Here is a 25,453-nt window from a genome sequence, read left to right as displayed (position 1 = left end):
CATTTTTTTATTTATTTATATATAGTTTTTCTTTTCTATTTTTATCTATGTTGATGTATATCCTACTTTAACATCTCTTTTTACAGCTTTCTTTATAGATATAAATAGTTTTTCCTCACTTGTTATTATTAATATAAAATGTATAACGTAGATATTTACTCATTGAACCGTTTCAGGGAAATATTCCACTTCAAGAAGTCCTTCTAATTGGTGAATAGTGTACTGATTACACACATTTGCAGGTTGGTTACCATCCATGGAACACGCTGCCGCAGTTATCTCATTTGCTGAGTCTATAACCTCCTGCCTAAACTGAGTGTTTCCTTGTAACTGCGAAATGGCATAAGACCATGACTGTCCGCTTATGAGACCTGGGTTAACTGAGCTCCCATTTTGAACTAGCAATCCGCCAATCACAATGAATGGAATAGAGGAATGAAAGTCCTTCCACAATGCGGAGTAGTTGGACGGGACTGTCATTAATTCCCCGTGAGACCTATTCTGATACTCGTAGTATTGGAAGCAAATGTATGGGCTACTGTATGTGGAATTGTAAAAGGTGAATGTTGGAGTGTCCGGGAAGACGTCTTTAGATGTGGACATCATGTAATGTAAGTTTGAGAAGTTGCCGAACCGGGATAACGCTATCACTAATGCCCACCTCTCAGCTGCACAGAAGGGACACCATTCAGCACCTATGTAAACTATGAGCAGTTTGTGATTAACCGTAAGTGGGAGTGTCTGGTTATGGAAGACAGTTGACCCGTTTATCCTGTAAAAGATTGAGTCGTAGGAAGTGTTTACAATCCCGTAATAAGAGGAGACAGAACTAAACGTAGAATAATAAGATGAAGGTACTGGTTGGCCTATCTCAGCCAAAAGCGCTTGTTCAGACGCATATCCTGAGTAGATGTAAGCTCCTATTACTACAGCAATTATCAGGAAACCGGTGAGATAAAACTTCTTCTTGCTCTGCCTTCGTGGCATATCATCTATAATTCAGCAAGTTTTTAAGCTTCGCAGATGGGATAATTTTTTATATGGTCACTATCTCGTGCTGATTGTTACTTGAATTGGAAGAGATCCACTTGAAGTGAACTCACCCCGCCCTTACGGACGGGGCTTCCTGATTCACGGCTCCACCTTGCCAGTACCGATACCGGTAGAGGGCGGAGCTCCACATCTAAGGGTCGCACCGACCCCGATCTACGCAAGATGTTCAGGGAGGCGTTGTAATCACGGTCAGTCACCCAACCGCATCGTGGACAGGAGAAGATCCTATCGGAGGGTTAGGTCTTCCCTCACGTAACCGCATTTGGCGCAGGTTTTGGAAGTGTAGGGTGGGTCCACAAGGATGAGTGCCTTACCGTGCTTCTCCATCTGGTACTTCAAGGTGTTCTTAAGCTCGTGGAAGGCGACGTCGTGGAGCCTCATCCTTCGTAGGGAGTTGCCCACGAGCTCCTTGACTTGTATGTCCTCCATCACGAGGGCGTAGTTCCTTGCGAAGTGTTTGCCCAGCCTCATGTAGATGTGTCTTTCCTCAGGTTCCTGAGGTGTTCGTATGCCTCGGCTAACTTGACCTTCGCCTTGAACCAGTTCTTGGATAGGAACTGCTTCCTGGACAGGATTCGGTGTAGGTGCCTCACCTTCCACAAGGCATTCTCGTAAGGCTTCACGTTGGGGAAGTACTCCCCATGGGACGTCATGATGAGGGTCTCGATGCCCACGTCCAGTGCCGTGATCTTGTTGACTTTAGGCAGCTTGGGGAACTCGTAATCGACCGCGAAGGAGATGTAGACCCTCTCCGAAGGGTTAACTTCACGATTACCCTCTTTACCTTATCGAGGGGGAAGTCCCTGTGCACGAGGACCTTGAAGACTCCCAGGTGGGAGAGGCTCAGCTTCACCAACTCCTTGGGGTGGTTCTCGCTTCTTTACTATTCTTCCTGATTATCTTCACGCTCAGACTTTCCATCCGCTCTGATAGACCAGGGAAGAGTACTTGTGGGGCTTCTCCTTGGGGAAACGCGCTAATCCCTTGAAGAACCCCTCCCTAGCATCGTAGAAGCGATCCGCAACGTTCTGAGCATGAGAGTGAAGTTGTTGATACTCCCCGTCCTGCTTCCTCAGGTCCAAGGCGAGTTGCCTCAACTGGGTTTGATTCAGACCTTTTCCATCTCTTTGGTAGAAATAGGAGTCTGCCCAACGCAGGGTGTTTTACACCTCACACGCCACCCTCAACTGGGCCTTTAACGCCCTCAACGTTTGCGAATTTGTGTAAGCTCGAAACCTGAATCCTACGTCAGGCATTAGGAGGTTTTTGAAGGGCCGATATTTAAATATGAGGGCTATCCATCCCCTCCCTGACGGGAGGGGACTTCCGCCCCCTTTGAACCCCCCTATGAAGATAAAGAAACATTTAAACTAGAGATCAAGAAAAGAATATCAGTTCGGGCTTCAGTTCCTCCTCTTTGAGACTTGATATGTTATTCCCTTGTTCTGGCCTCCTTAACAATCTTCTCTCTTATCACCTTTCTAATGTCGTAAATAAAGATGTTATCATGAGGACATTCGTCAATGCACTCTCCTACTCCTATGCACTTGAACGACTTGAACTCTCCTTTCTTAATGAATGATGACCTCATGTCAGTTAGACCTACGGGGCAAGCCTTTGCACAATCCACAGTCTTGCACGTCAAACAAGTTGTGGGGTCCTTCACCTTTAGCTTGAACGGGCCTAGATAACCAAACAATTGATTGAAAGACCCCCAAGTACAGATGCCGTGATTAACACATGCGTAGTTACCGAGATAAGGCATGAAGATGAATTGGAGGTACCAAAGGAAGTTGAAGTAGATCGCAGCGTAGAACATTGTGGGATCACTTCCTAGTATGGTGAAGTTAGTTATCCCTAAGTAGTTAAGATAAGATATTACAGCAGCTACAAGGAGGGATCCCCAAGTTGCCCACATGGCCACTTTATACCAAGATGAAAGCTTAGACGTAAGCGTCTTCCTGCCTAGCTTAGATGTCCTGTTGAACCCTTTCATGCTGTCCATGAAGTTCCCCTGAAGCATGTAAGGTGCGGTGCAAGTCACGGAACATATCTGTCTGGATCCGAACATGTAGGAGATCACGGCCGTCACGACGAAAGTTCCCAGTATACCTATCAAGAGTGGGGTCTCTACTCCGGCGTATGTCCCGAGACCGTTAAACCACATGTAAGGAATATACTGTACCTGAGATGCTATTGGAGAGTAGTTGGGAATATAAGTAGAGTAGACGAAATAAGCCAAAAGCATTAACCCCATCCTTACTCTGTTTCCTAACTTCTTTGTCTCTCTCATCTTAAGCAACACTAAGGATACCAGTCCGGCCCCAAATACTACAGAGAAAGAGGAGCTTCCAGTTATACCCGCTACTACAGATACTATGTCCAAAGGAAACAGATATATAGGATAAATACCGAAAGCAGGTGAAGGAGGACTGCCCAGGGAATATCCGAAAGACCAGGATAGAGCTAGGAAAGACACAAAGGATGAGAGCATCATTCCTGTAGCCAGCTTCGGGCTTCTCACATAACTCGGTGCCCTCATGTTGATCAAGAAAGGTATTGTTGCAAGAGGAATGTTAACTAGCGATATAAAGGGAGTTACGTAAGAGAATAACGTCAAGATGGAGGACGTGGTTAGAACCAGAAGATACTTTACCTCCTCTCCTGAGTCCTTATTCCTATTTCTATAGGCTGAGTCAAGAACTAATCCCACAACTATAGATGCGAAGATGTCATAAACCCAAAGAAAACGAGTGAAAGCCAGCATTCCTGTGATTATTGAAAGGGAAACTAGAGTTCTCGTTACTCTTTTGTCCATAAAACATTTCTCGAAATGATCATTTAAAGGTTAAATAGCAGGATAATTATAAATAGAAATTTCTGGTTAATAGTTAACAGATTATGAGGTTTAATTTAAGTTATGAAAATAGATACAAGCGGAGGAGAGGATAGATCCCCCTTCTTTGATCTTCGTCTTTCAAATAGGATTATGAAATTTAAGTAGGACTTAATTAATAATATTACTAGGCTCAATATTTTTTATGTGTATATACATTAAAACTTGTACTTATATACTAGTAATTGGAGAAAGGTGTCATATACGCTAACGATTCTCTATTCACCTCGGAAACCCTTTCATGACGGAAACAGGGGAATTATGAAAGTCATACCTTAAATTCTATTAGTTGGATATAATCTGAGCATTTATCTATAAATGATTAATGAAGATCTGGTCAATTTCTCCTACGATCTTAAAACGAAAGAGAGCTAGGATATAGATATAAGATATTGTCACCTAGATAATTTATGTCTTTAAAAGCTTCATGAGCAATGTAATATTTTTCTGGTTATATCTCAATTTTCAAAAATTACTTAGAAAGTTAGTGTTTATAAAATATAAGGTGAACTTTATTCCTGGATCTCTAATTACTCTTTCCCACTACCTAATAATTTAGTTAAGTCTCATTTAGAGTTATTTTCTTTCACTTTAATCTTATATTCTTCACATTCTTTTGAATATCGTCCTCCATGAGAGAGAGTTTCTTTAATATTTCGTCTGAGTTACTTATCACTGTCTTGAGTGACTTAAGGAAAACGAGAGAAGCGTAATTAATTGGGTCTACACCCGGGGGAATATCGTTGTTCTCATCTATTAACTTGAATATCTCACTGTTCAATTCTCTCCAAACATGCATCACTGGAACGCTTCCGTTCAGGAAGGATAGATCCTCATCCACATATATTACAGCCGAGGCTCTGTATACCCTGAGGACAGGACCGCCAATTTTCTTTTTCTGTTTTATAAATTTTATTATGTTAGCGTTCTCCATGTCATTAACTCTTTTCCAGACAGAGAGGATCGGCTTGTTAAGCTTCTTCATGAGATCTAATGGAGTCATATCGTTCCTTATCAAGAGCTCAATCATCTTCTGATTCAGAGGATCTGAGAATATATGAATGTCCTTCTTCTTCACCGTCGTGTAAACAAACATTAAATCTCGTTTATTATATCTCAATCCTGTTATTTAAGAATATCCACGTTCATTTTTATTTAAAAATTTATCCTTTTAATGGCTTTTATAGACCTATTTTAATCTTATATCTCAATGAAGTCTAAAAAAACGTTAAAGGACAAGAAGAGAGTGGCAGCTTCAACAACAGTGTATATAGCTGTCATAGTTGTTCTGATAATAATAGCTGCAATAGGTTTCGGGTTGTACGCAACTAAATCAGTTTCTCCAGTCACATCAACCACCACAAGTGTTTCCACGACAACAGTACCGACCACCGTTCCGACTACAGTCACATCTACTTCAACTACCACGACCACTGTTCCCGCTACAACTGTAACCACTACTCAAACCAGTACAGTTACAGCACTTCCTCCAAACGATGAGATATTATTAAACGATTCAGGAACTATATACAATAACAAAGTCATAACTCAGCACTACACTGCGAACTACGCTTGTGAGAACACTTCATCAGTTCAGTCACTATTCATGGGACTTCCAGGACAAGAGGCTCAGAGCACTGACTGCGAAGTTGGTGCAGGAGTAATTCCATCAGGTACGTTACCACTGTTCGTCTTAACTCCAGCATATGCAGGACTCTCAATATTCGGATACGCACCGCTGGGAGCAACACCAGAGGGATTCCCAACCTTCACTTACAACGGGACTTCTCATGTAGTATTGACTAACTGCCCAGGTATGGGAGCAGAAAACCCAGCACTCATGTGCGTAGACCATCCATTCCTGCTGTACTCACCATACTTCACCGCAGTAGAGCAACACCTAGGAATAGACAACGGACTTAACGTAACTCTAAGCAACGGACAGACCGTACACGCAGATGAAGGTGTACTGTTCACTCCAGCACATACTCACCTAATAGCTCAATCTACCGGTAACACTTCTATAGGATGGTATCTAGTAGTAGTCTTAGTAATGGATCCAAACATTATGCCAAACCCAATCACTGGACAGTGCCAGGAGGTAGTTCCAAGCAACTTAACTGATCCAACAGCTAACTGCTTGACTAACGTAACCTCTCTAGAGCACGCAATGACTACATATGACAGCGCAGTGATAGCAGCTAACTCAAATAACCCAATATGGCAGACACTGAACGATGCATTCCACGTAGGAGGACTTCAAGTAATAGTCCCCGGCGTTAGCAGCCCAGCAGACTTAATGAACACTTCAAACACTAACGTAGTACTCTACTTCAGCACTCCAAACATATATCCACCAAACCCGATCTAATCTACACCTAATCTACACTATACATATCTTTTTTTAAAATTTTAAAATGCTAATTACTTATCTTTTTTTCTTTTCTACTTCTTAGAAGGATCTATATCCGAAAAATAACTCTTCTTTATGTCTAAATTACAACAAATTTTTATACTTTATAATTAAGTTTGGACACGTGAATAGGAAGAAGTAAATGTCATTAAATTGAAACTTATGAAATATTGTAATAATTAACTTCTCCGACTAGAAAGCTCTATAGACCTCACATGCGACAACACAACGAGGAAGATTAATATCTCTGTCCCCATAATAACTTACGTGCTCTATGAAGGGTGATATGTGTGAAGAAAATAACTTATAGATCTAAGGGAGGAAAAACAGTGATTCTATATTTCAATAATGGAGTTATGGTAACGGGAGATTTCTTTTGCACAGAGGAAGACCTCTCACTCATAGAAAACTCACTGTCTCGGTGCGAGAAGCCCGATAAGAAAATCTTGGGCGTAGAAATGGAGGAGCTCTATGAAATCGTGAAGAAGGAATATCCCCCTTGCACCAAGTTAACTTGAAAATGGTTTTTTACCTTAGATAAGACATGTAATCAATGAAGTGTCCTAGATGCGGATACGAGAATCCGCCTAATGCGCAACTGTGCGAGAAATGCAGGTATCCTCTCTTCGCCGAGCCTATTTCACAGTCCTCGAGGTGTCCTAGATGCGGATACGAGAATCCGCCTAACGCGCAACTGTGCGAGAAATGCAGGTATCCTCTCTTCGTCCCCGTAGTGAAAGTGGAAGAGAGGAAGGAACAAGTACCGCCTGAGGTACTCCAAGGAATGACGAGCCTCAGGCTTTTCTCCTCATATTATGTCCTGGCTTTCCTGATATTTCAGGCATCCATTTCCATCCTCGACATAAGCAGACCTATAGCTGAAGGAGTAGCTGTTGCAAGCGAAGCTTTGATGATCTCCTCCATGATGAACTTGTATAGGGCTATAAACTTCCTCATAAGAAGAGACAAGGGCGTCTTGAACAGGGCAGGAGTAATAATCTCAGTGTTCTCAACTTTCCTGGTCGGAGCTGGAGGATATTTCATTCTACCTTACGTGAAGAGTAACGAAACAGTGAACTTGATAACGGACAAGGAAGTGATAGTAGGATCTATCCTTTTCATTTCAGGAATAGCCGGATTTCTAGTAGGAAATATAATTTCGGTGGTTTCAACTCAGTTTAAGTTAAGCAGGGAGTTCGGTCCCCAATTCAAAAGAGCTGGAGAGTTCTTTTTAATCTCATTTGTACTTGGAGCGTTGACTTTCGTAATACCTTTCATGGAGCTGGTCTCTTTTTTAGTGTTACTTTACGCTTCCTACACCTTAACGGATGCCTCAGTAAAAGCATCAAATAAGAGATGAGATAAAATAGTCTTATAGCCTTTCATTTTGATTATAAAAATGATTAGAGTTAAAAAAATTTATACATAAATATGAAAACACACTTCGCCTTCTCTTTGATCCTTAACACGCCTATCAACTTTTCCTATTTTCTAGATCTAACTATTTTTTAAAAAATCAAAATGAAGGAAACCATACGAGCTCATTCAGGAGGTATCTCCTTGAAAGAGAGGTCTATATTAATTCCCTTCCTCTCGTGAATCACTCTAGACAAAGAGTAGATCAGAGCTCCAGTACCTATTAACGACACAATGTAGATTATCCCAGGTATGAAAGGCTTACCGTCATCTATTACACCGAAGTAGGGATTGGTGAAAGCCTCGTATCCCATGAAGACCATTAGAGCAGATGACAGAACACCCAGAACGCTGATTAGTTTATTGTGGATTTTCACTCCTAACTTCACACCCACTAACCCTATCAAGAACAGATAAGCTATTGCGAGGGGAGTGTAGCTATAAAGTGCCTGAACTCCCTCCGGACTTATGATAGGGAAGGAAAGGAATATCAAGGTCACTAACAAGTCCAGGAAATGAGCGTACACCGGGGAACCTTCTTTATTCAGCCTTGAAAAGACCTCCGGGAAGAGTCTGTCAAAAGAGAACGCGAAAACGTACCTAGCGAACACGACAATCCCGAAGGACATGACGAAGAACTCCCACGATATTAGTCCAATCCCTATCACGGTTTGAACCAGGGGACTACTCACGGCCATCGATGCGCTCCAGAAGTTGTAGGTCCCTGAAGGGTAAAGGGACATGTCGAAGGAGTATCCTCCCTTAAGGTCCATGACGTAAAACGGCAGTGTGATCATCGCCAAAGTCAATAAGCTACCTATGATTATGTTATACTTTATTCCGCGTGAACTCGAAATCTCTCCTGACACTGCAGGACCGGCGTAGAGCCATATGTAAGCGAAGGAAGCGAAGTAGGGTATCATGAACAATGTAGACGCCAGGCTGAATGATGGCCCAGTATAAGGAGTGGGAGTAACTCCGTCCTTTTCTAGGAAGCTCAAGACATCAGCATGAAAGTGTGTCGCAGTAGCGATTGCTAAAATGCCTACGAGAAGGCCAAGCAACGAAATCAATCCGAAGACAGAGACTATCTTGAAACCCCACTTAGGCTTCACTACGTTCACCATAACTATTGCTGAGAAAATCAAACCTGACAGAACATATATGAAGAGCTCTTGACTAAGAGTGAGGGAGTTGTAAGGGTTCACGAAAACATGGTTTGCCAAGTAAAGGAGCGTTCCAGAATGGTCTGTGATCCCCATTACGGTGAGAACTGAATTTATTGCAGCTACTGAGAAGAAAGCTGAGAGAGCGAAGTAAGGAGGCATGTTAAAGGCTATCGCAATTCCCATGATTGAGCCTATTTTACCGTTCAGGTAACGGGACAGCCAAACGTAATCGCCACCTGTCCTGTGGGTCATGATGAGGAGAAACGTATAGAGAATGACCAGTGGTAAAGTAACGAGGAAAGTGATGATAGACGAAAGCCAAAGAAGCGAGCCCGGCTCTACATAAGGAGAGATCCCAGTGAACACTGCCAGCCCGGCTCCCATGTTAGCAACGTTCAGCATTACAGCGTCGAGGAGCGAAACCCTCTTCACAAGTCCAGAGCTGTTTCTAACGAACTGCATAGTAGCGTTGACTTCTTTTGAAATAAAAAAACTTCCGAACATATGTTCGAAAAAGAGGGACATTGGGATTCAGTTAGGCTTCCTCTTCATTCCCATGCATGGTTAAATGAGTTAGAATGCTCTTTCCATTTTCGTCTTCTCTTTCTTTCCGTTTTCATAGACTCTATCTCTCCGATTTGACATAGAGCAAGATTTAGCAGGGCAATTGGTAAATTAATCTATGTAATATCTTCTAGACAAATCTCCTAAATAATGAAATAGAGCGAATCTCCGAAGATTTTTGCCTCCTCTCTCTTTAAAATATTTTATACTAAACAAAGATTAAACAAAGAAATTCTTTTTTACCCTTCATGTCTTTATCTTTGTGTGGAGAAATACATTTACGCTACACTGGCATCTTTCTCATCTTGGGCTGGAAACATATACGACCTTCTCATCGTTACATATGTCTATGCGTACCTCTCGAAGTATCTGGGAATGGACACGGTGGAGGGGACGTTGCTCTTTGCGTTAGGCCTGATCTTCAGAGTTATAGGTGGATACGTATTTGGTAAGTACGCTGATTCTCACGGGAGAAAAGCAGTCTTAGCCCTAGGCACTGCAGGTTATTCTATAACCCAAGCTGTAATAGCTTTCTCTCCGTCTATTGCCCTCGTCCTTTTATTCCGTTCTATTCAAGGGCTAATGATGGGAGCACAATGGACTGCTGGTACGGTGATAGCTTACGAAAATGCTCCCTTGAAATTGAGAGGGCTGATTAACGGGATAGTACAAGCTGGTTACGGAGTGGGCTACGCAATGACGGGAGCAGCCTACTTGTTGTTCTCACCTCACATGGGCGGAATGGGCTGGAGGTTCTTCCTTTTGACAGGGAGCGTTCCTCTGGTCATAATCCCCCTGATATTAGCTAAGGTTTCGGATGTAAAGACCTTCAAAAATGAGAAGAGACCTGCGATCAATATGAAGGAATATCTAGGAGTCTTGGTTAGAGCCTCGCTGGTTATTTCAGGAATGTTCTTTTCATATTATTCAATCTTCGCAATATATCCAGATTTCATAGAGAACTTGGGAACGCCAAGTTCCTTGGTGGGAGAGATAATGTTTGTGTCGAACATAGCCCTTGCAATCTCATTTGTAGTTTTCGGAAGGCTCGCAGACAGGATAGGCAAGAGGAAATTAATCATAGGAGGAGTGATCGGAGAGATGATCGGAGTACCCCTAATGTTACCCTTACTTCACGTGTTCCAGAACTACCCTTCAATGGTAGCCGGGCTGATCGTGTACACGGTTTCCACCGGATTCTGGCCTATAGCTCCTCTCCTAGTGATAGAGTCCGTTCCCATTGAGGTCAGGTCTGCTCTGACGGGTTTGTCATATAATTTGGGATCCGTTATGGGAGGGGTCGGTTCAATCACAATGGGTACCTTAGTTACAATTTTTGGACTGAACAGCGCTTCCTTTTGGGGAAACGTCTTGTGTTACTCAGCTCTCACAGTTGTGTTGGCAACCCTAATTACTTGGAACAGAGGAGCTAACAAGGTTGAAGTGAGATAGGAAACACTCTCCCCGTCCTTATTCCCTATTTTAGATGAGGGAATTAGTGATGGAGACATAAATACCAAGAGAAGAATATATTATAGATGAGCAGTTGCGAGATCTATCCAATTGTAGACGAGCTCTCATCTAAGGGGAAGAGCTTCTGCATAGTAACTGAGGTTTTCCCCGACGGAAAGGTAAAGAGGGGAGTGATCTCGGAAGGTAAGGTGGTAGTAGGGAACCTTGACGAGCTTGCCTTCTCAGAAAAGGAAGAAATAGACACCCCCAATGGAAAGGTCAAGGTAATGATGGACTGTGTACAAGGCAACCCTAACGTCATAGTAATAGGCAACGGTAAGGTCGCTAGGCACCTAGTTGAGTTGATGAAGTTCCTCAACTATCCAGTAACGGTAGTTGGCGACCATGACATTCAGGACATAGATGCTAACGTTGTTAACGATATATCTTTACTCTCTTCGTTAATAGATGGAAACACGTTTGTAGTAGTTGCAAACGAAGGAGGGAAACATTATGATATAACGGGAGTGGAGACCGCTATTAGATCAGGAGCTAGGTACGTCTCTCTAATGGCAAGCAGAAACAGAGCTGCTGCGTCGATACAGAGAATGATAAACGACGGTCTGAGTGAGGAGGAAATAAAGAAAAGGCTTTACTCTCCTGCAGGTCTAGATCTAGGTTCTAAAACTCCGCAAGAGATAGCCCTGAGCATAGCATCGCAGATTGTTGCCGTATCTAGAGGGGGAGAAGGGGTTCACTACATGTTGAAGAAGAACCCATATGACCTGCTGGGTAAAGTTAAGGACGAGTCTTGTTCGTGGTCGGGGGAGGAAGCTCACCAAAGTTGCTAGTCTTGTCTATCTATATATCTTGAACATGTATAACATGAAACCCACTTTCCTCAAAAATTGAAGTTAAAATATAATATAGTCTATCCTAAGCCCCTATTAGGTTTCTCTTTTCACTTCTTCATTTATAGTGCTTCTGGGAGCGGTACGTATACGTGTAATCTCTTCGTGTGCCTTCTAAAATGTATAAAATTAAGCTAGTCCAAATCCCTAACGCTTTAGTCGTCTTTTCTTATTAAAACTATATTATAAAAAATATTTATATACACTATAATAATGATAGCTTCCATGCAGGGAAAGGACCAACATGAGGAACCCCAGGAGGATAGCCACCCCGTTAGCTAGAGGGTTGTTGTACCTGAAGTGAGCTAAAGCATACCTCCTCCATTTCCCGTCCCTCTTCACATATATCCCCGCCTCAGTGAAGACGTCCAGGAGCATATGTGAAGGACCTATCGCCATAGACAGGAGGAGGAACCACGGGAAGTCACCGACGAGGAGACCGAGAGCGAAGAAAGGTATAGACGGTAACATGCCCCAGACCACAGACCTAGGGACAGTGTGGGTCAACGGAGTCCTGGTAGGTATCGTCCCCCGTCTGGTGTGTATTTCCTTATGGCCAAGTCCGTCTATGATGAGGTTCCCCGCGACAGCCAAGACCCCTGCAAGGACCAGGTAGTAAGAGGTGAAATAGCTGAAGAACAAGGCAAGCACTCCTGTAGTGAAGACGTAATGGGTAGCCAACCTCATACATTATTTTTATAATTAACATCTTATATCTCATACTGTGACTTACTGGATAGTACCAATCCAAGAAGATATGTGGGACGTAATTCTCTCCGAAGGAATTTACGGATATAAAGAGGACATTAGCAGTTTCATAAAGAAAGGAGATTACCTCGTTATATATGTGAGTAAATACTATGCAAAGAAATACGGAGGAAAGATGGTTGGAGTAGTAAAGGTTACATCCGATTGGTTCAAGGACGAGACTCCCTTATACCCAGAAGAGAAGATAAGAAATAAAGGAATTTTCGTCTTCAGGGTGAAGGTAGAACCTACTGTAATAGGAGTTTGTGATTTCAAGGTAATTTTGGATGACTTGACCTTCATCGAAGATAAGTCCCAGATGGCTAAATATCTGAGGAACGCTCCAGCCAACATGAAAAGACCTATACCTGATATCGACGGAAAGCTAATAGAGCAATGCCTAAAGGAGGAGCACATGAGCCGAACTTGAGCTTTGCACATCGTTTATGTCCTCTCATGAGTGCACATGAAATCTCGAAACCGTCTTTAAATCCTCATGAACTGGGTTTAGATAAGTGTCTTCACCAATTTTGTGATTAACTCAGATATTAGTCAGAGAGAATGCACGAGGACGTAAAACTGTTTTCCCAAATACAAGTTTGTTCACAGGAAAAGTAAAGGAGACAAAAACGCCATCACATGAAAAAAGTTTGAAATCAACGAAGCAATTATATCAAGGTGGCAACTCACGGCGATTTCTACTGTCTTTGTTGTTTAAACATAAATTGTAACGTTTAATTAGCCTTAAATAATTTTAAATAGTAAACTTCGACCTTTCCTTTAGATGACAATTCAGCAAAAGTCTGACTTCAAATGGATGTATACCGCCCTGCCTTTCAACGCGTCCACCGGACCTTTATCCACGCTCATCACTTTGGAGATACTTCACTTAAACGGTAACGCAATAGATGTAGGTCTAGCCATCTCTCTAGGTAATGCGATCTTGATACCTGCATCCATAATCTGGGGAATTTTAGCTGACAGATACAGCAGGAAATTCCTCATCATCACCAGCTTTGCGGGTACGGGGCTCGCTTTAATTCTAATAACTTTCCTCAATACCATCCCTCTAGTTTCCGTGGATTACGCAATCGCGGTCTTCTTCAGCACAGCTTCCACTACCCCGATGAACTTGTTGATAATGGCTACCACTGAGAAGAAGAAATGGGCGTCGGCTTTCTCCAGACTTTCCGTGGTCTCCTCAGTTGGGATGCTCACTGGCCTGATCATATCTAGCTTTACCATCAACTTCGTCCCTCTGACTCTCGTAATTCAGATCATGGGCGTCCTGTCTCTAGTATCCCTAGGCTTAGGAATTAAGCTGATACCGAGATCCCCCATTCATGTAGAAAGGGTAGCCATGGTACATCAAAGAGAATCTTTCTCAACAAGGATAAGGATGCTCCCCCTGTTCTTCCTCCATCTACCCAAGGCTGGTCACTTCAAGATGTTCTCTCTGAAGAGGTTGAGGAAGAGCCCAGTGAACTACGTTCCTATGTTGTACCTCGGGATAATTGCTTTCTACTTCAGTAGCGGGCTCTTCAACACAGTATACCCTGCCGGGCTCTACACTCTGGGAGCCAACAGCTCCGTGGTGCTAGGGATAATCTCGTTGGGAATGGTAGCACAGACGGTCACTTTTTACATCGCTGGGAAAACGATTGAGGAGAGGGGAGAGAAGCTCGTAGCTTCCATGTCTCTCTTGATTAGAGGACTTTCTTATACCGTGATGGGTCTATCCACGTTAGGAACATTAGGCGTCATAGTAGTGGTAAACTCCCTTTTCTATCCCTTGGCAGCAGGTTTCGCTTACTCCCTCTATTATTCGTCTTCAACAACTATGATATTCAAGATCGTGGGAGAGAGAAGCCAAGGTAAGGGCTTGGGAGTTTACAGCACTGTGGTAGGAATAGCACTCCTAGTGGGCTCTCTGGTCTCGGGCTACATCACTCATTTCTTAGGATACGGAGTAGATTTCGGCATAGCTGGATCAATATTGATAATAGACGCAGTACTCTTTTCTAAGTTGCAGGAAGGTTGAGCTCCTTCCGTTTTCGTCTCCTTTTTGGATCAGCTTCCCAGAGAGATATATTATTTTTAATGTAATATAAGAAAGTTATCAACGCTAACTAGAAACTTAAGCTAAATTTTCTCTAAAAAGCACTACTTGTGTCTGTTATGTTCATTAATTCACCCTCGAGAAATTAAAAAGTATCTCTAGAAATGAAAAATCGGTATTATTTTCTTAACTATCAGTTATTTCTATGACTCAGTCCAGATTTGAGAGATTATCTAGCATTTCTAAAATAAAAAACACTTAAAAATGAATAACCTTAATAAAGACAAAATATAAATAAAGGATTATGTCACTCCAAATCAGAGGTTCCGTAATTTCCACGGAGAGGGAAAATGGCACCTCTATGATGGCAGAAGATGTGATTATATTTCGTTACCCTAAGGAAGAGGTCACGTCAAAGTCGATCATATTCGTTCAGCCCAACGAGACCGCAGTGGTCGTAATTCAGGGACAAGTCCAAGCCGTGTTACCACCCGGGACTCATAACGTGCAGAGCCCGCAGAACCCCCTCTCCTCCTTCCTGTCAAGGATGAGGTACAACGCTTTGCCATTCGATACAATAGTGTACTTCACATCCACCACCAGACACGAGATCAGAGTGGTTGGAAACAGTCAGACTCAGGACCTAGTCCCCTTGGTTTATGAGGTCGCTGTTTACTACAGAGTCACCGATCCGTCGAAGTTGGTATTCAACGTCCAGTTTGGAGGAAACGTGTTCAAGGACGCAGACTTGGCTAGATACGTTTCACCCATGATAGACCAGGACGTTAGCCAAGTGATGAACTTCGCCAAGCTGTCTGAAATCTACAGCAAGTTTAACGACATAACTACTGGAGTCACAGCAATACTGAAGAACTTCCTCACTGAGATAGGTGTAGAGTTGATATCTGTCAGGGTGATCAGGCTGCTACCACAGGACGATGAACTGAGGAGGATAATACAGTTGAGGGATCTTGGGTTAGACGTGGAGAAGGCCATAAGGCTCTACTTGGCTGGATCGCTGACCTCTAAGAACGACCCCGCTTCCGTCAACATGGCGCTTGGGATACCTTACTACCCCAATTTGTCTACTCTGGTTAACTTGCCTGACAACTTGATTAGAGTTAACTTGAGGGGAAATGGTGAAAATGAGAAGAAAAGCTAAGATGTTATCATCTATAGCATTGATAGCGATAGGAGTTGCTTTAATAGCGTTTTCTGTATCTTCATCGTCTTTTACATCAATTTCTAACGAGGTGAACGTCCCCGCTAACTCTAGCTTTCCAATTAAATACCCTTCCGATTCACAAGTGATAATCAGTCTAAACTCCACTACTCCTCTCTCAGTTTCTATGTTACCGCCAGGGGCTACTAGCGAGAACGACAGCATAGTCTACGTGTATTGTTTCATTTCATCGAGTGGAGGAGAGATATTAGTTCACAATATAAACAACGCTTCATCTACAATTTACTACGACGTTCAGTATGCACATTCTTCCACTGTAGGAAAGGAATATTCTTTTGTAGCGGGAATAGTGTGTTTAGGGTTCGGAGTGCTTGCAGTAATATTTTTCTTGACTAGAAGATAATAAACCTTTTATTTTTTTCGCTAAAACATTCATCAACTGTTATATTTCTAATTCAACACAATGTTAGTTTTTCAATTTCATAACATACGTGGCTTTACTCTCTACCTGGAATCAAGGCAAGTCTTCCGATATACCTGAGAGATGAAAATTCCTCTATTCTCCCTCACTAAACATTTATAGTGTATGGATGAATATGTTTTTTACCTTTGGTTTTCTAAATATTCATAGTGAGACGGAATGGAGTCGAGGAGATTCGCATGGAATGTGGGCGCAGGAATAATATATGCCTTACTCTTGACAATAGTTATTACTGTTTTCGACCTTATTGCTAAGCTTTTCTACCCTCCCTTCCCTATCCTAATATCGCCTTTGCTGATAGTCTTCTCGTATCCGGTTCTCGCTTTAGTGGAACTAGTCGTACTCGGATTAATGTTGTTGTTTGCATATCCTATAACTGTAAAGTCTCTCAACAGCGAGCTAGGTCAGGTAAGATATCTCTCAATTTTTGGAATAATAGGATATTTGATATTCTCTCTCTTACCTTATGCTGTACACACTCCCTACATACAGACTTTCATAGGGTTGATCATAGTATCGATACTTTTCAACGGGCTGTTCTCTGGGTCATTAGCCACACTGATGTTCAGCAAAAAGGAGGAAAGTCAATCTAAAACTAACTTGAATTTAAGGAGAAACTGATGGTAAAGAGAGATGAGTCAGGAATCTTTTCGTGAACTTCCCGAAAATACACCGAAGGTAACTTCTGAATTTAGCATTGTTTCTTTCTAGCAATGTTTTTCTGTATTTGACGGAAAAGATTTTTATTTTAGGGGAAAAGACTATCACTCATGTCAAAAGAACTAACTCCTCTTGAGAAATTACAACTTTTAGTGCCTGGCTATAGAGGTTACAAGGTTAAGGATCTCATAAGACAAGACGACATGCTCATAAGAAACTACGTTAGACAACACCTGGAAAATTCGCTTTCAAAGCTTTCAGAGAAGGAGTCGCTAATAGCACAAAATAATCCATTCTCTCCAAACATAAAACAAATAGAGTTATTAAATTCGAAGATAAGGTCGCTTGTAGCCGACATGGCTACCATGCAAGGTGGAGGAGCTGACGTTTATGCGAGGTATAAAATAACCTCAGAGGCGTTGGAGACCATAGTTCAAAACGACGTTAGATTAGTAAGCTTGGCGAATTTACTTTATGATAATGCAAATCTTGGTGATATAAATTCTATAAACTCAATTTTAGACGAGATGAGATTGGTTCTAGCACAAAGACAAAACTTGTTCTTCCCTTCTTTCCAATGAACTTACTGTAAATGAGGAATTAAAGTCTCTTAAATACTTTTTAACTTAGTTTTTTGTAATAAGAGAATATATCATGTTATTTACACTAGCTTAGATTATAAAGAGCAAGATGAAATTGCATAATAATTCCTTTCTAGCTCATAATTACGAACTGACATATGCCCGCCTTGGCTTTTAAGGTCTGAGGAAGTATAGTACTTGGTTTTTTGTCTGATGTTACCTGTTTAATCTTTCCTCAGGTACTGTAATAAGAAGGATTAGCTTGTGGTTACAGCTTCCAAAGAAATGGGAAAAGTTCTCTTGGAACTCATGCTTAGACTTCATTATGGAACATTTAACGAGCACGGACTAACTATCCGCAAACTCTTCTAGATTTCCATTTTTTGTATCTAAACTTTTTATTTGAGAAAACTTACCTTCTATATGAATGTATAATTTATCAAAAACTTTTTCAGCTTATCTTCCTTAACCTTTCTTAAATGTCACTCCAAATCAGAGGTTCCGTAATTTCCACGGAGAGGGAAAATGGCACCTCTATGATGGCAGAAGATGTGATTATATTTCGTTACCCTAAGGAAGAGGTCACGTCAAAGTCGATCATATTCGTTCAGCCCAACGAGACCGCAGTGGTCGTAATTCAGGGACAAGTCCAAGCCGTGTTACCACCCGGGACTCATAACGTGCAGAGCCCGCAGAACCCCCTCTCCTCCTTCCTGTCAAGGTTCAGGTATAACGCTTTACCATTTGATACTATTGTCTTCTACGCTTCCACTACTAGACATGAAGTGAGAATAGTAGGTGTTTCTCAGACTCAAGATCTAGTTCCATTAACTTACGAAGTCGCTGTTTACTACAGGGTCACCGATCCGTCGAAGTTGGTATTCAACGTCCAGTTTGGAGGAAACGTGTTCAAGGACGCAGACTTGGCTAGATACGTTTCACCCATGATAGACCAGGAAGTCAGTTCCATCATAAATTACGTTAAACTGTACGAGATATTCAAGAAGCTTACTGACGTAACTAACGCGGTCTCTGCTGGACTTAAACCGTTCCTCACGGAGATAGGTGTAGAGTTGATATCTGTCAGGGTGATCAGGCTGCTACCACAGGACGATGAACTGAGGAGGATAATACAGTTGAGGGATCTTGGGTTAGACGTGGAGAAGGCCATAAGGCTCTACTTGGCTGGATCGCTGACCTCTAAGAACGACCCCGCTTCCGTCAACATGGCGCTTGGGATACCTTACTACCCCAATTTGTCTACTCTGGTTAACTTGCCTGACAACTTGATTAGAGTTAACTTGAGGGGAAATGACCAAGAACAGAAGCAACAGTAAGTTTTTTAAAATTAAAGTATAAAATCTACTTAAAGGTAAGGGAAGAGAATAATGCATCAAAAAGGTATAAGACTCTTTTTGAAAGCAAAATCGCGCTGAGATAATAAGAGAAATGGAGAGAAGGGATGTTGGGAGTCCCTTCTTCTCTGGGGATCCTAGGATGGACAAGTATACAACGAAGGACTATTACAACTGGAAGAGAAAAGGCGACATAGTGCTAGTCATAGAAGACAACGGAATAATAAAGGGAATTGCTGACGTAGTAGTTAAGGGCGACTATCTTCTCCTCGACATGATAGCTGTACATGCACTATTTCACGGACAAGGAGTGGGATCTAAGTTGCTAAACAAAGTAGAAGAATTAGCTGGAAACATGAACAAGAAGGGAGTGATCCTCGAAGCTTTAGACTCTGCTGTGAATTTCTATCGCAAACATGGATTCGTTCCTTCACATCAAAGGATAGACAGAGAGTTCGGAGTTTTAACCGTCATGAAGAAGGAGATCAGAGTCTTAGAGACTGTTAGATCCTGAAAAAATTTATCAGTTTTTTTCTTCTTTTTATATCTTTCTCTCAGAAATATTTAAATAGCTAATTAGTAATCACTATTCACTATGGAGTCTGAGCGAATCTTTAGGCTTCTTACTGGAACCGCATCGTTCCTATGGTCATTACTTCATTTAGTGGTCGGATATGGGGCAGCTAGTCTAGCCGCGCATGCCACGGGAGAAGCTGTGCTATCATTCGCTATTTATTCGGAATACTTCGGGTTCAACTCTGCTCTTTACATCTTTGCAGGTTATGAAATATTAAAGGGGACTAGGAAATTATTACCCCTTATAATATTCCTGTTCACAATAAACACAGGCTTGCTTATAGAGTCTCATGTCGCTCCGGCTCCAATACTGGGAAGAACACTTCCGATAATCCCTGAGGTATTCCCTGCTCTAGTGTTAGACTTCGTCCTTTTGGGAGGATCGATTTTGACGTGGTGGAAGGCAAATGTCCGTGTCTGAGAAGATCCTAAATTCTGAGGGAATAAAGAGAGTGATAAGAAATCCCTATCTTGCAATAGCTTCAACTAAGCATTTCCACGTCATAGGAGAAGACGGAAAAGGAGAGTACAGTGTAGTTTTATATGAGTGGGAAACGACGTCAAAGTTCAGAGTTGAGGAGGACTTAGTGCTGTACAGGATGACAGTTAAGGAAGAACCCATGGGGATTTCTTACATCATGGAAGAAAACAGAAAGGGAGGAAACTATTACAAGATAACGTTCATGAACTCAGGTAACAGTCTAACGGTCATGGTAATAGGGAAGAAAGGTGGCGGAGTGTTCGGTAAAACTCCTTACATTGAGCCAGAACATATTTTAGATCATATAAAACAATTTCTAAGCTAGTAAACTCATGAGAAATTTCAGCCTCTTATGTTGTTTTCCGTGACAGGGAAGGGATATGACTCATCCTCTCTGAGCGCCTGCCTCATCAATTCCTATTGCCTGCAATTAAGATGGCAAAGAAGTATGTCCAGTTAATCACATGAAACCTGATATCAGAAGAATAAGAAGGATACTTCTGGCTAACCTTACTTTGACCGAGACTTCAAATGATACTTCGCTCAACAACTGTGAACCTAGATAATTTCTAAAGACCAAAGCTGAGATAAGATGATCATTGTGAAAGAAATGTCCCGTTCTCCTGCTTTAAGACGAATTTCCGACAAGTGAAGTCAGAGGAATTAACACATCACGGAAGGAACTAACGAGGAACAAATGGCTCTCATTTTCATTGTCGTCGCTGTTTCCAAACCCACTTATCGAAGGGAACTTCCTCATGATCCTAGCTATTTCTCTTTCGTGTTTTTCTATCACTAAAGCAAGGACTGGGACGCATAGTTGAGATAGGAAATCTACATGCCAAAACTTGTTCTTCTCACTCGACAGATGCCTCGAGATCCTCTTTGCACAGTTTCTTCCACAAGATCCTACGTAACAATATAATCCATTAGAAATTCTAAATTCCTTTGTTCTTGACTTCAAAACTCCTTCCTTGCAGAGGAATAGAATCAAATATCCCTTCATCTTAATCACCTATTCTTTGACCTTTGATGAGAAGAACCCTATTAAAGTTCTCCATTAAGGCGAAAATGTCGTTTGGTTATTTCCGATAACTCTGAAAATACATCGAGTGCTGAATATACTTATTTTTATTGAAAAATAAAAAATAATAAAAAAGAAAGAGAGAGGATAGACATGTCTAAAACGAGAATTCAAATCAAAGACCATAGACTAACTATTACGCTACTGAACGACATAGCCAACGCAGAGTATTCAGGGGATAGCCAAATCGGGTAGAGTACTCCAGACGCCAGGGGAAGCATTGCAGCGTTGTAACCGAATGCCCAGCCTAAGTTCTGTTTCACTTTGCCCTCAGTACTCTTTCCTAGCTTAATCACGTCTGGAAGTTGGCTTATGTCCCTTATCACTAGGTCCCCCGCCGACTTAGCGATGTCAGAACCAGTTGATACAGCAACCCCTACCTTAGCCTCCCTCATCGCATATGCGTCGTTGACCCCGTCACCTACGAATAGGGCGTCCCTAGCTAAATCGCCCTTCTCCTCTGGTGATAGACTCTTATGAACTTCAACACCTAGAAGCTTCCCTATTTCGTCAGCGGACTTACTTGAGTCTCCGGTCGCTATCACGATCTTGAATCCGCGCCTCTTCAACGCCTCAATTGACTCCACAGCTCCATCCCTGAGTTCCTCCTTCAGGCTCACCGTAGCTCCGATCTTTCCATCGACGCAGACGAAAAGATCCCCCTCAACTCCTTCTACTACATCACAGTTCTGCCTCACAAAGGAGGGCTTCCCCACTATCACGTCGTGGCCTCCAACTCTACCGTAAATTCCGTTGCCGACGAACTCGTCGAATGATTCTACTCTCATGGAGGATTTAGGAAATGCCTTCGCTATAGGATGAGAGCTCCTCCCTTCGAGGGCTGAGGCCATCTCCATAGCATTAGGTACGTACTCCTTGAAATAGCTTATCTTGTAGTTACCGGTAGTTAAAGTACCTGTCTTGTCTAAGACTATCACCCTAACCTTGTTGAGCTCTTCCAGAGCCGACCCGTTCCTGATGATGATCCCTCTCCTCATTGCCCGGTTTACCTTAGCCAGGATAGCCATGGGAGTGGCCAAGCCGAGCGCACAAGGGCATGCAGCTGCGAGGACTGAGACCGCAAAGAGCATTGATGCAACTACATCTCCAGTCAACCTAAACCAGATCCCAAACGTAATTCCAGAGATGAGTAAAATGAAAGGAGTGAACCAGGAAGAGACCTTGTCCACGGTCCTCTGAATAGACACCTTGGCATTGTAAGCCTCGCGAAGGGTCTCCACCACGGTATTGATGTAGCTCCTCTCGAAAGGAGTAGTCACGTATTCCTCTAGGTACCCAGAGACCAGGATCGAACCAGCTATGAGTCTGTCTCCCTTTACCTTGAACACGGGCTCGCTCTCCCCCGTCATGAGGGATTCGTCTACTACACCTTTTCCGTCCTCCAGCACTCCGTCAGCAGGTATGGTCTCTCCGGACTTGACCACCACTATGTCTCCCTCTTTAAGTTCCCTTGCATTCACAGTCCTACCGTCCTTCGTCACAGCCTTGATCTCCGGTACCTTTACCTGAGAGGAAATCCTGTACTTCAGGTAGGCCTCCAATGTCTTTCCCACCAAGACGAAGGTTATCAACATTGACGCTACGTCGAAGAAGGTCTGCTTCCCCATGAACAGGAAGTAGACGCTGGAGAACCAGAGTATGTTGGAAGAAAGTGAGACAAGTGTGTCCATATTGGCGTTCTTGTTCTCCAGTGCCCTCAGGAACCCCTTATGAAAGGTCAACCCTGAGTAGAACTGGACCGGAATGGATAGGACTAACTGAACTACCCCGTGTGTGAGAAGGACGGCGGGGAGCACTGCTACCCCTACAAGTAACCTGATTAACCTTTCCCTGAAGTCCTTCTTCAAAACGTCCTCCTCTTTCCCTGACTCCATCACTGTAGCGCGATAGCCCGATAGAGAAAGGGCTTGCGTTATCCCCTGAATCGAGGTCTCCTCTGGGTTGAACTCCACGTTTAGTGTACCCAGACCGGGGTTATCTAACACTTGCACGACCCCGTCCATGGACTCCACCAGCGCTCTGACCTTAGACATGTCCTCGGGTAACACGTTAACTCTGATCGTACCCCTCGACGTTATAACGTCGTATCCTGCCTTCTTCACTGCCCTCACTACGTCCTTCAGTCTCACGTCGCTCGACATTATCACCTTTGCCGAGGACGTAGCTAAGTTAACGTCTACGTCCTCGACTCCTCTAACGTTCTTCAAAGCGTGAGATACAGTGTTAACGCAAGAAGCACAGTGCATCCCCCCTATCCTGAGTTTGGCTTCCTTCTCCACCTTCTTATCTTCACTTTCCTTATTTTCAGTCTCCTTATTTTCGGTTCTGTCCTCCATGATAATCACCTAAAAAGAAAGATACGGTTGGAAAAATAGAATGAAACTAAGCTCAACAACAGTCGTGATGGTGCTCGTGATGTTCGTGATGGTGCTCGTGATGTTCGTGATGGTGCTCGTGATGTTCGTGATGGTGCTCATGATGTTCATGACCAGAAGAGGGCATCCCTTTAGGCCCTCCAGTTATGTATTCCTCAGGGTTGGACTGAAAAGCCCTTTTACAACCGTCTGAACAAAAATAGTAAACCTTCCCTTTATACATTGTCTTGAGGTTACTCCCTTCATCCACATCCATTCCACAAACTGGACAAGTTGCCATACATAAATTATACGAAAGGTTATATTTTACCCTTTCTTCGTGCAGGTTGCACGTAATCTTAAATGATATTTACGTCAGGTTTCAGATTAATGCGTTCTGAAATGCAAAGTGAACGTTAAAATCATGTGTCAGATCACTTTTATGGAGTTTTTCCGTTTTTTACCTGATTTCCTTCTCTCCGTCTTTGAACTTTATACAGATATATTAATTTGACCTACAAGAAATCGAGAGGGGAGGTGATGGAACACGAGTCCCTTACAGTCTCTCAGTCCTCTCCATGTTCCTCTTCAACTCCTTCAGGCATGATGAACAGCACACGTAATAAGTTCTGTTGTTTCTCGTGTATGTAAAGTATTTCTCGCCTTGATGAATCTCCTTTCCGCAATAATCGCAAGTCAATGAAGGCCTAACGTGGATGTCCTTTACATTACCTTTCATTGAGATGAGCACTTCCTTAGCTTGAGCCTCCTCTGCCTTGTTGAGAATAGAGGAGACGTCATTGCTTCTGACAACACAAAGTTCCTTACCATCCACTAAAGGATAACATTCCTCGCACCAGCTAACACATTTCCCCAGTATGAAGACCGTGGGAAAGCTCTCCACCGTGACCTTGAGTTTCACCCCCTTGTTGAATAATGACCTCAGAATACGTGACGCAGTGTTCCTGTTCACGTTCAGTTCCTTAGCAAGGTCTTTCACGCTGATTCTTGGGTTTCTCCTTAACGCCTCTATTGCTCTGAACTCCAATTCCGAGAACTTTTCTTCCATGAAGTGATTTTGCTTAACAAGTTTTTTCTCTCTTTCTCTTTCAGTTTGATGAAATAATAGAACGATTAATTGAAAAATAAAGATATAGTATGTTATTATAATTAAAGAGAGCAAAAATCCCATTATAAGACTTTAGCTTATATTATATAGTTCGAGAGAAAATAATTAAAATGAATGTCTTTTTATTAAATATCTATTCAAGTAGAGTCGATAATAAAGGAATAATAGTTAGTACATTATCTTTATGGCATAAAAATATAAATAGTTAAAAAAACTAACTATTCAAAGTTAATAGTAAGTGAAAGAAATGAAAGTAAGAGGAGTAGCTAGAAGCCATGTACATTCATTTTTAGCTCTGGTTGCACTGGTAAAGTTAGCGTTTGTACCGCTTAGGGCACAAGTATATGCTAGTTCAGTAGCTTCAGGCGAAATTACAGAGTCAGCCTATGTAACTGCTAAGTGAAATAGTATTACTACTGATTTCTTTATAGGTTTAGTTGGTATTCTACCTCACGGCGTTTTGGAGATCTTGGGCTTCAGCTTCTTTGCTTACACTGGACAGAAATTCAGATCTAGAGGCAGGTACATTAATTATTTATTTAAAGGATACTCCACACTTTCACTAGCATTCATAGAATCCTCATTAACTCTTTACGTCATTCAACATGTATTGGGATAGTTAAACTTCCTTAGATAGTACCGAAGCTAACTTTATCCTTATAGTAACCTCCTGCTTCGGAATACCCTTGCCAAGATACAAGGCTAGACATTAGAGTAGTCGACCTGATCTCTTTAAGTTCAGGTAAGCTCTGAAGTCGCGTTCTATGTCTCAACTGCATTTGTGGAAAAAGAGGTTCAAAAGCAAGTCTTATCTCATTTAGGCTTGCGGCAGCGTTTCTTCATTTTCTCTTTATATCAATAGATATCA

24 protein-coding genes and 2 pseudogenes are annotated in these 25,453 nt (G+C 42.3%); 16 read left to right on the top strand and 10 right to left on the bottom strand.

Going from position 1 to position 25,453, the window contains the following annotated elements; translation table 11 throughout:
* Positions 1 to 159 precede the first annotated feature (159 nt).
* The 4 genes and pseudogenes from IC007_RS01385 to IC007_RS01370 form a co-directional block, all read right to left on the bottom strand.
* The gene (locus tag IC007_RS01385; protein ID WP_054846703.1) at positions 160 to 987 is read right to left on the bottom strand and encodes a DUF929 family protein; all 828 of its coding nucleotides are present in this window, start codon (positions 985 to 987) and stop codon (positions 160 to 162) included.
* 77 nt (positions 988 to 1,064) lie between these two features.
* A pseudogene (locus IC007_RS14150) lies at positions 1,065 to 2,309 on the bottom strand (RNA-guided endonuclease InsQ/TnpB family protein).
* 176 nt (positions 2,310 to 2,485) lie between these two features.
* On the bottom strand, positions 2,486 to 3,871 hold the full coding sequence (locus IC007_RS01375; RefSeq protein WP_054846767.1) for a 4Fe-4S binding protein: 1,386 nt from the start codon (positions 3,869 to 3,871) through the stop codon (positions 2,486 to 2,488).
* A gap of 664 nt (positions 3,872 to 4,535) precedes the next feature.
* Positions 4,536 to 5,045, bottom strand: a complete 510-nt coding sequence (locus IC007_RS01370; protein ID WP_149528244.1) for a hypothetical protein — start codon at positions 5,043 to 5,045, stop codon at positions 4,536 to 4,538.
* 114 nt (positions 5,046 to 5,159) lie between these two features.
* Between IC007_RS01370 and IC007_RS01365 the strand changes: the two genes are divergently transcribed.
* The 3 genes from IC007_RS01365 (at position 5,160) to IC007_RS01355 (ending at position 7,722) form a co-directional block, all read left to right on the top strand.
* On the top strand, positions 5,160 to 6,320 hold the full coding sequence (locus tag IC007_RS01365; RefSeq protein WP_054846770.1) for a hypothetical protein: 1,161 nt from the start codon (positions 5,160 to 5,162) through the stop codon (positions 6,318 to 6,320).
* A gap of 332 nt (positions 6,321 to 6,652) precedes the next feature.
* Positions 6,653 to 6,880, top strand: a complete 228-nt coding sequence (locus IC007_RS01360; protein WP_054846771.1) for a hypothetical protein — start codon at positions 6,653 to 6,655, stop codon at positions 6,878 to 6,880.
* A gap of 35 nt (positions 6,881 to 6,915) precedes the next feature.
* On the top strand, positions 6,916 to 7,722 hold the full coding sequence (locus tag IC007_RS01355; RefSeq protein ID WP_054846772.1) for a zinc ribbon domain-containing protein: 807 nt from the start codon (positions 6,916 to 6,918) through the stop codon (positions 7,720 to 7,722).
* 181 nt (positions 7,723 to 7,903) lie between these two features.
* Here IC007_RS01355 and IC007_RS01350 read toward each other — a convergent pair whose 3' ends face one another.
* Positions 7,904 to 9,409 (bottom strand): APC family permease, encoded by a 1,506-nt coding sequence (locus IC007_RS01350; RefSeq protein WP_149528243.1) that lies wholly within the window; start codon positions 9,407 to 9,409, stop codon positions 7,904 to 7,906.
* Between the two features lie 366 nt (positions 9,410 to 9,775).
* Between IC007_RS01350 and IC007_RS01345 the strand changes: the two genes are divergently transcribed.
* Together IC007_RS01345 and IC007_RS01340 are read left to right on the top strand one after the other, a co-directional pair.
* On the top strand, positions 9,776 to 10,963 hold the full coding sequence (locus tag IC007_RS01345) for an MFS transporter (RefSeq protein ID WP_054846773.1): 1,188 nt from the start codon (positions 9,776 to 9,778) through the stop codon (positions 10,961 to 10,963).
* A gap of 86 nt (positions 10,964 to 11,049) precedes the next feature.
* On the top strand, positions 11,050 to 11,814 hold the full coding sequence (locus IC007_RS01340; RefSeq protein ID WP_149528242.1) for an XdhC family protein: 765 nt from the start codon (positions 11,050 to 11,052) through the stop codon (positions 11,812 to 11,814).
* A 243-nt stretch (positions 11,815 to 12,057) separates the two neighbouring features.
* On the opposite strand, the gene IC007_RS01335 is transcribed toward IC007_RS01340, so the two are convergent.
* Positions 12,058 to 12,561 (bottom strand): DUF1286 domain-containing protein, encoded by a 504-nt coding sequence (locus IC007_RS01335; RefSeq protein ID WP_054846775.1) that lies wholly within the window; start codon positions 12,559 to 12,561, stop codon positions 12,058 to 12,060.
* Between the two features lie 37 nt (positions 12,562 to 12,598).
* On the opposite strand from IC007_RS01335, the gene IC007_RS01330 reads away from it, so the two are divergent.
* From IC007_RS01330 to IC007_RS01285, 10 genes are all read left to right on the top strand, one after another.
* Positions 12,599 to 13,051 carry an EVE domain-containing protein gene (locus tag IC007_RS01330; RefSeq protein WP_149528241.1) on the top strand — a complete coding sequence of 151 codons (453 nt, stop codon included), beginning with the start codon at positions 12,599 to 12,601 and terminating at the stop codon, positions 13,049 to 13,051.
* A gap of 360 nt (positions 13,052 to 13,411) precedes the next feature.
* Entirely contained in the window at positions 13,412 to 14,662 is a 1,251-nt protein-coding gene (locus tag IC007_RS01325; protein ID WP_054846776.1) for an MFS transporter, read from the top strand.
* Positions 14,663 to 14,984: 322 nt separating this feature from the next.
* Positions 14,985 to 15,842 carry an SPFH domain-containing protein gene (locus IC007_RS01320; protein ID WP_149528240.1) on the top strand — a complete coding sequence of 286 codons (858 nt, stop codon included), beginning with the start codon at positions 14,985 to 14,987 and terminating at the stop codon, positions 15,840 to 15,842.
* A complete protein-coding gene (locus IC007_RS01315) occupies positions 15,826 to 16,266 on the top strand; it encodes a hypothetical protein (protein ID WP_162302157.1) in 441 nt (146 codons plus the stop codon). The genes IC007_RS01320 and IC007_RS01315 overlap by 17 nt, the downstream gene beginning before the upstream one ends.
* 237 nt (positions 16,267 to 16,503) lie before the next feature.
* Positions 16,504 to 16,965, top strand: a complete 462-nt coding sequence (locus IC007_RS01310) for a hypothetical protein (protein ID WP_054846918.1) — start codon at positions 16,504 to 16,506, stop codon at positions 16,963 to 16,965.
* A 149-nt stretch (positions 16,966 to 17,114) separates the two neighbouring features.
* On the top strand, positions 17,115 to 17,585 hold the full coding sequence (locus tag IC007_RS01305; RefSeq protein ID WP_054846919.1) for a hypothetical protein: 471 nt from the start codon (positions 17,115 to 17,117) through the stop codon (positions 17,583 to 17,585).
* A gap of 479 nt (positions 17,586 to 18,064) precedes the next feature.
* Positions 18,065 to 18,922 (top strand): SPFH domain-containing protein, encoded by an 858-nt coding sequence (locus tag IC007_RS01300; protein WP_149528238.1) that lies wholly within the window; start codon positions 18,065 to 18,067, stop codon positions 18,920 to 18,922.
* A gap of 112 nt (positions 18,923 to 19,034) precedes the next feature.
* On the top strand, positions 19,035 to 19,454 hold the full coding sequence (locus tag IC007_RS01295; protein ID WP_054846676.1) for a GNAT family N-acetyltransferase: 420 nt from the start codon (positions 19,035 to 19,037) through the stop codon (positions 19,452 to 19,454).
* A gap of 81 nt (positions 19,455 to 19,535) precedes the next feature.
* Entirely contained in the window at positions 19,536 to 19,937 is a 402-nt protein-coding gene (locus IC007_RS01290; RefSeq protein ID WP_054846675.1) for a hypothetical protein, read from the top strand.
* A complete protein-coding gene (locus IC007_RS01285; RefSeq protein WP_149528237.1) occupies positions 19,930 to 20,322 on the top strand; it encodes a hypothetical protein in 393 nt (130 codons plus the stop codon). Before IC007_RS01290 ends, IC007_RS01285 begins: the two co-directional genes overlap by 8 nt.
* Before the next feature lie 303 nt (positions 20,323 to 20,625).
* Here IC007_RS01285 and IC007_RS01280 read toward each other — a convergent pair whose 3' ends face one another.
* From IC007_RS01280 to IC007_RS01265, 4 genes and pseudogenes are all read right to left on the bottom strand, one after another.
* Entirely contained in the window at positions 20,626 to 21,003 is a 378-nt protein-coding gene (locus tag IC007_RS01280; protein ID WP_054846678.1) for a GIY-YIG nuclease family protein, read from the bottom strand.
* 188 nt (positions 21,004 to 21,191) lie between these two features.
* Positions 21,192 to 23,438: a heavy metal translocating P-type ATPase gene (locus IC007_RS01275; RefSeq protein ID WP_149528236.1), complete on the bottom strand. Its 2,247-nt coding sequence runs from the start codon at positions 23,436 to 23,438 to the stop codon at positions 21,192 to 21,194.
* Between the two features lie 160 nt (positions 23,439 to 23,598).
* Positions 23,599 to 23,757: pseudogene (locus tag IC007_RS13610) on the bottom strand (YHS domain-containing protein); the annotation flags it as partial.
* Between the two features lie 255 nt (positions 23,758 to 24,012).
* A complete protein-coding gene (locus IC007_RS01265; RefSeq protein ID WP_054846672.1) occupies positions 24,013 to 24,525 on the bottom strand; it encodes a TRASH domain-containing protein in 513 nt (170 codons plus the stop codon).
* Between the two features lie 307 nt (positions 24,526 to 24,832).
* On the opposite strand from IC007_RS01265, the gene IC007_RS13090 reads away from it, so the two are divergent.
* On the top strand, positions 24,833 to 24,988 hold the full coding sequence (locus IC007_RS13090) for a hypothetical protein (RefSeq protein ID WP_162302083.1): 156 nt from the start codon (positions 24,833 to 24,835) through the stop codon (positions 24,986 to 24,988).
* The last annotated feature ends 465 nt before the right edge of the window (positions 24,989 to 25,453 follow it).

Source organism: Sulfuracidifex tepidarius, from assembly GCF_008326425.1.
GTDB classification, from domain to species: Archaea; Thermoproteota; Thermoprotei_A; order Sulfolobales; family Sulfolobaceae; genus Sulfuracidifex; species Sulfuracidifex tepidarius.
This window is presented reverse-complemented; position numbering and strand designations above follow the sequence as displayed.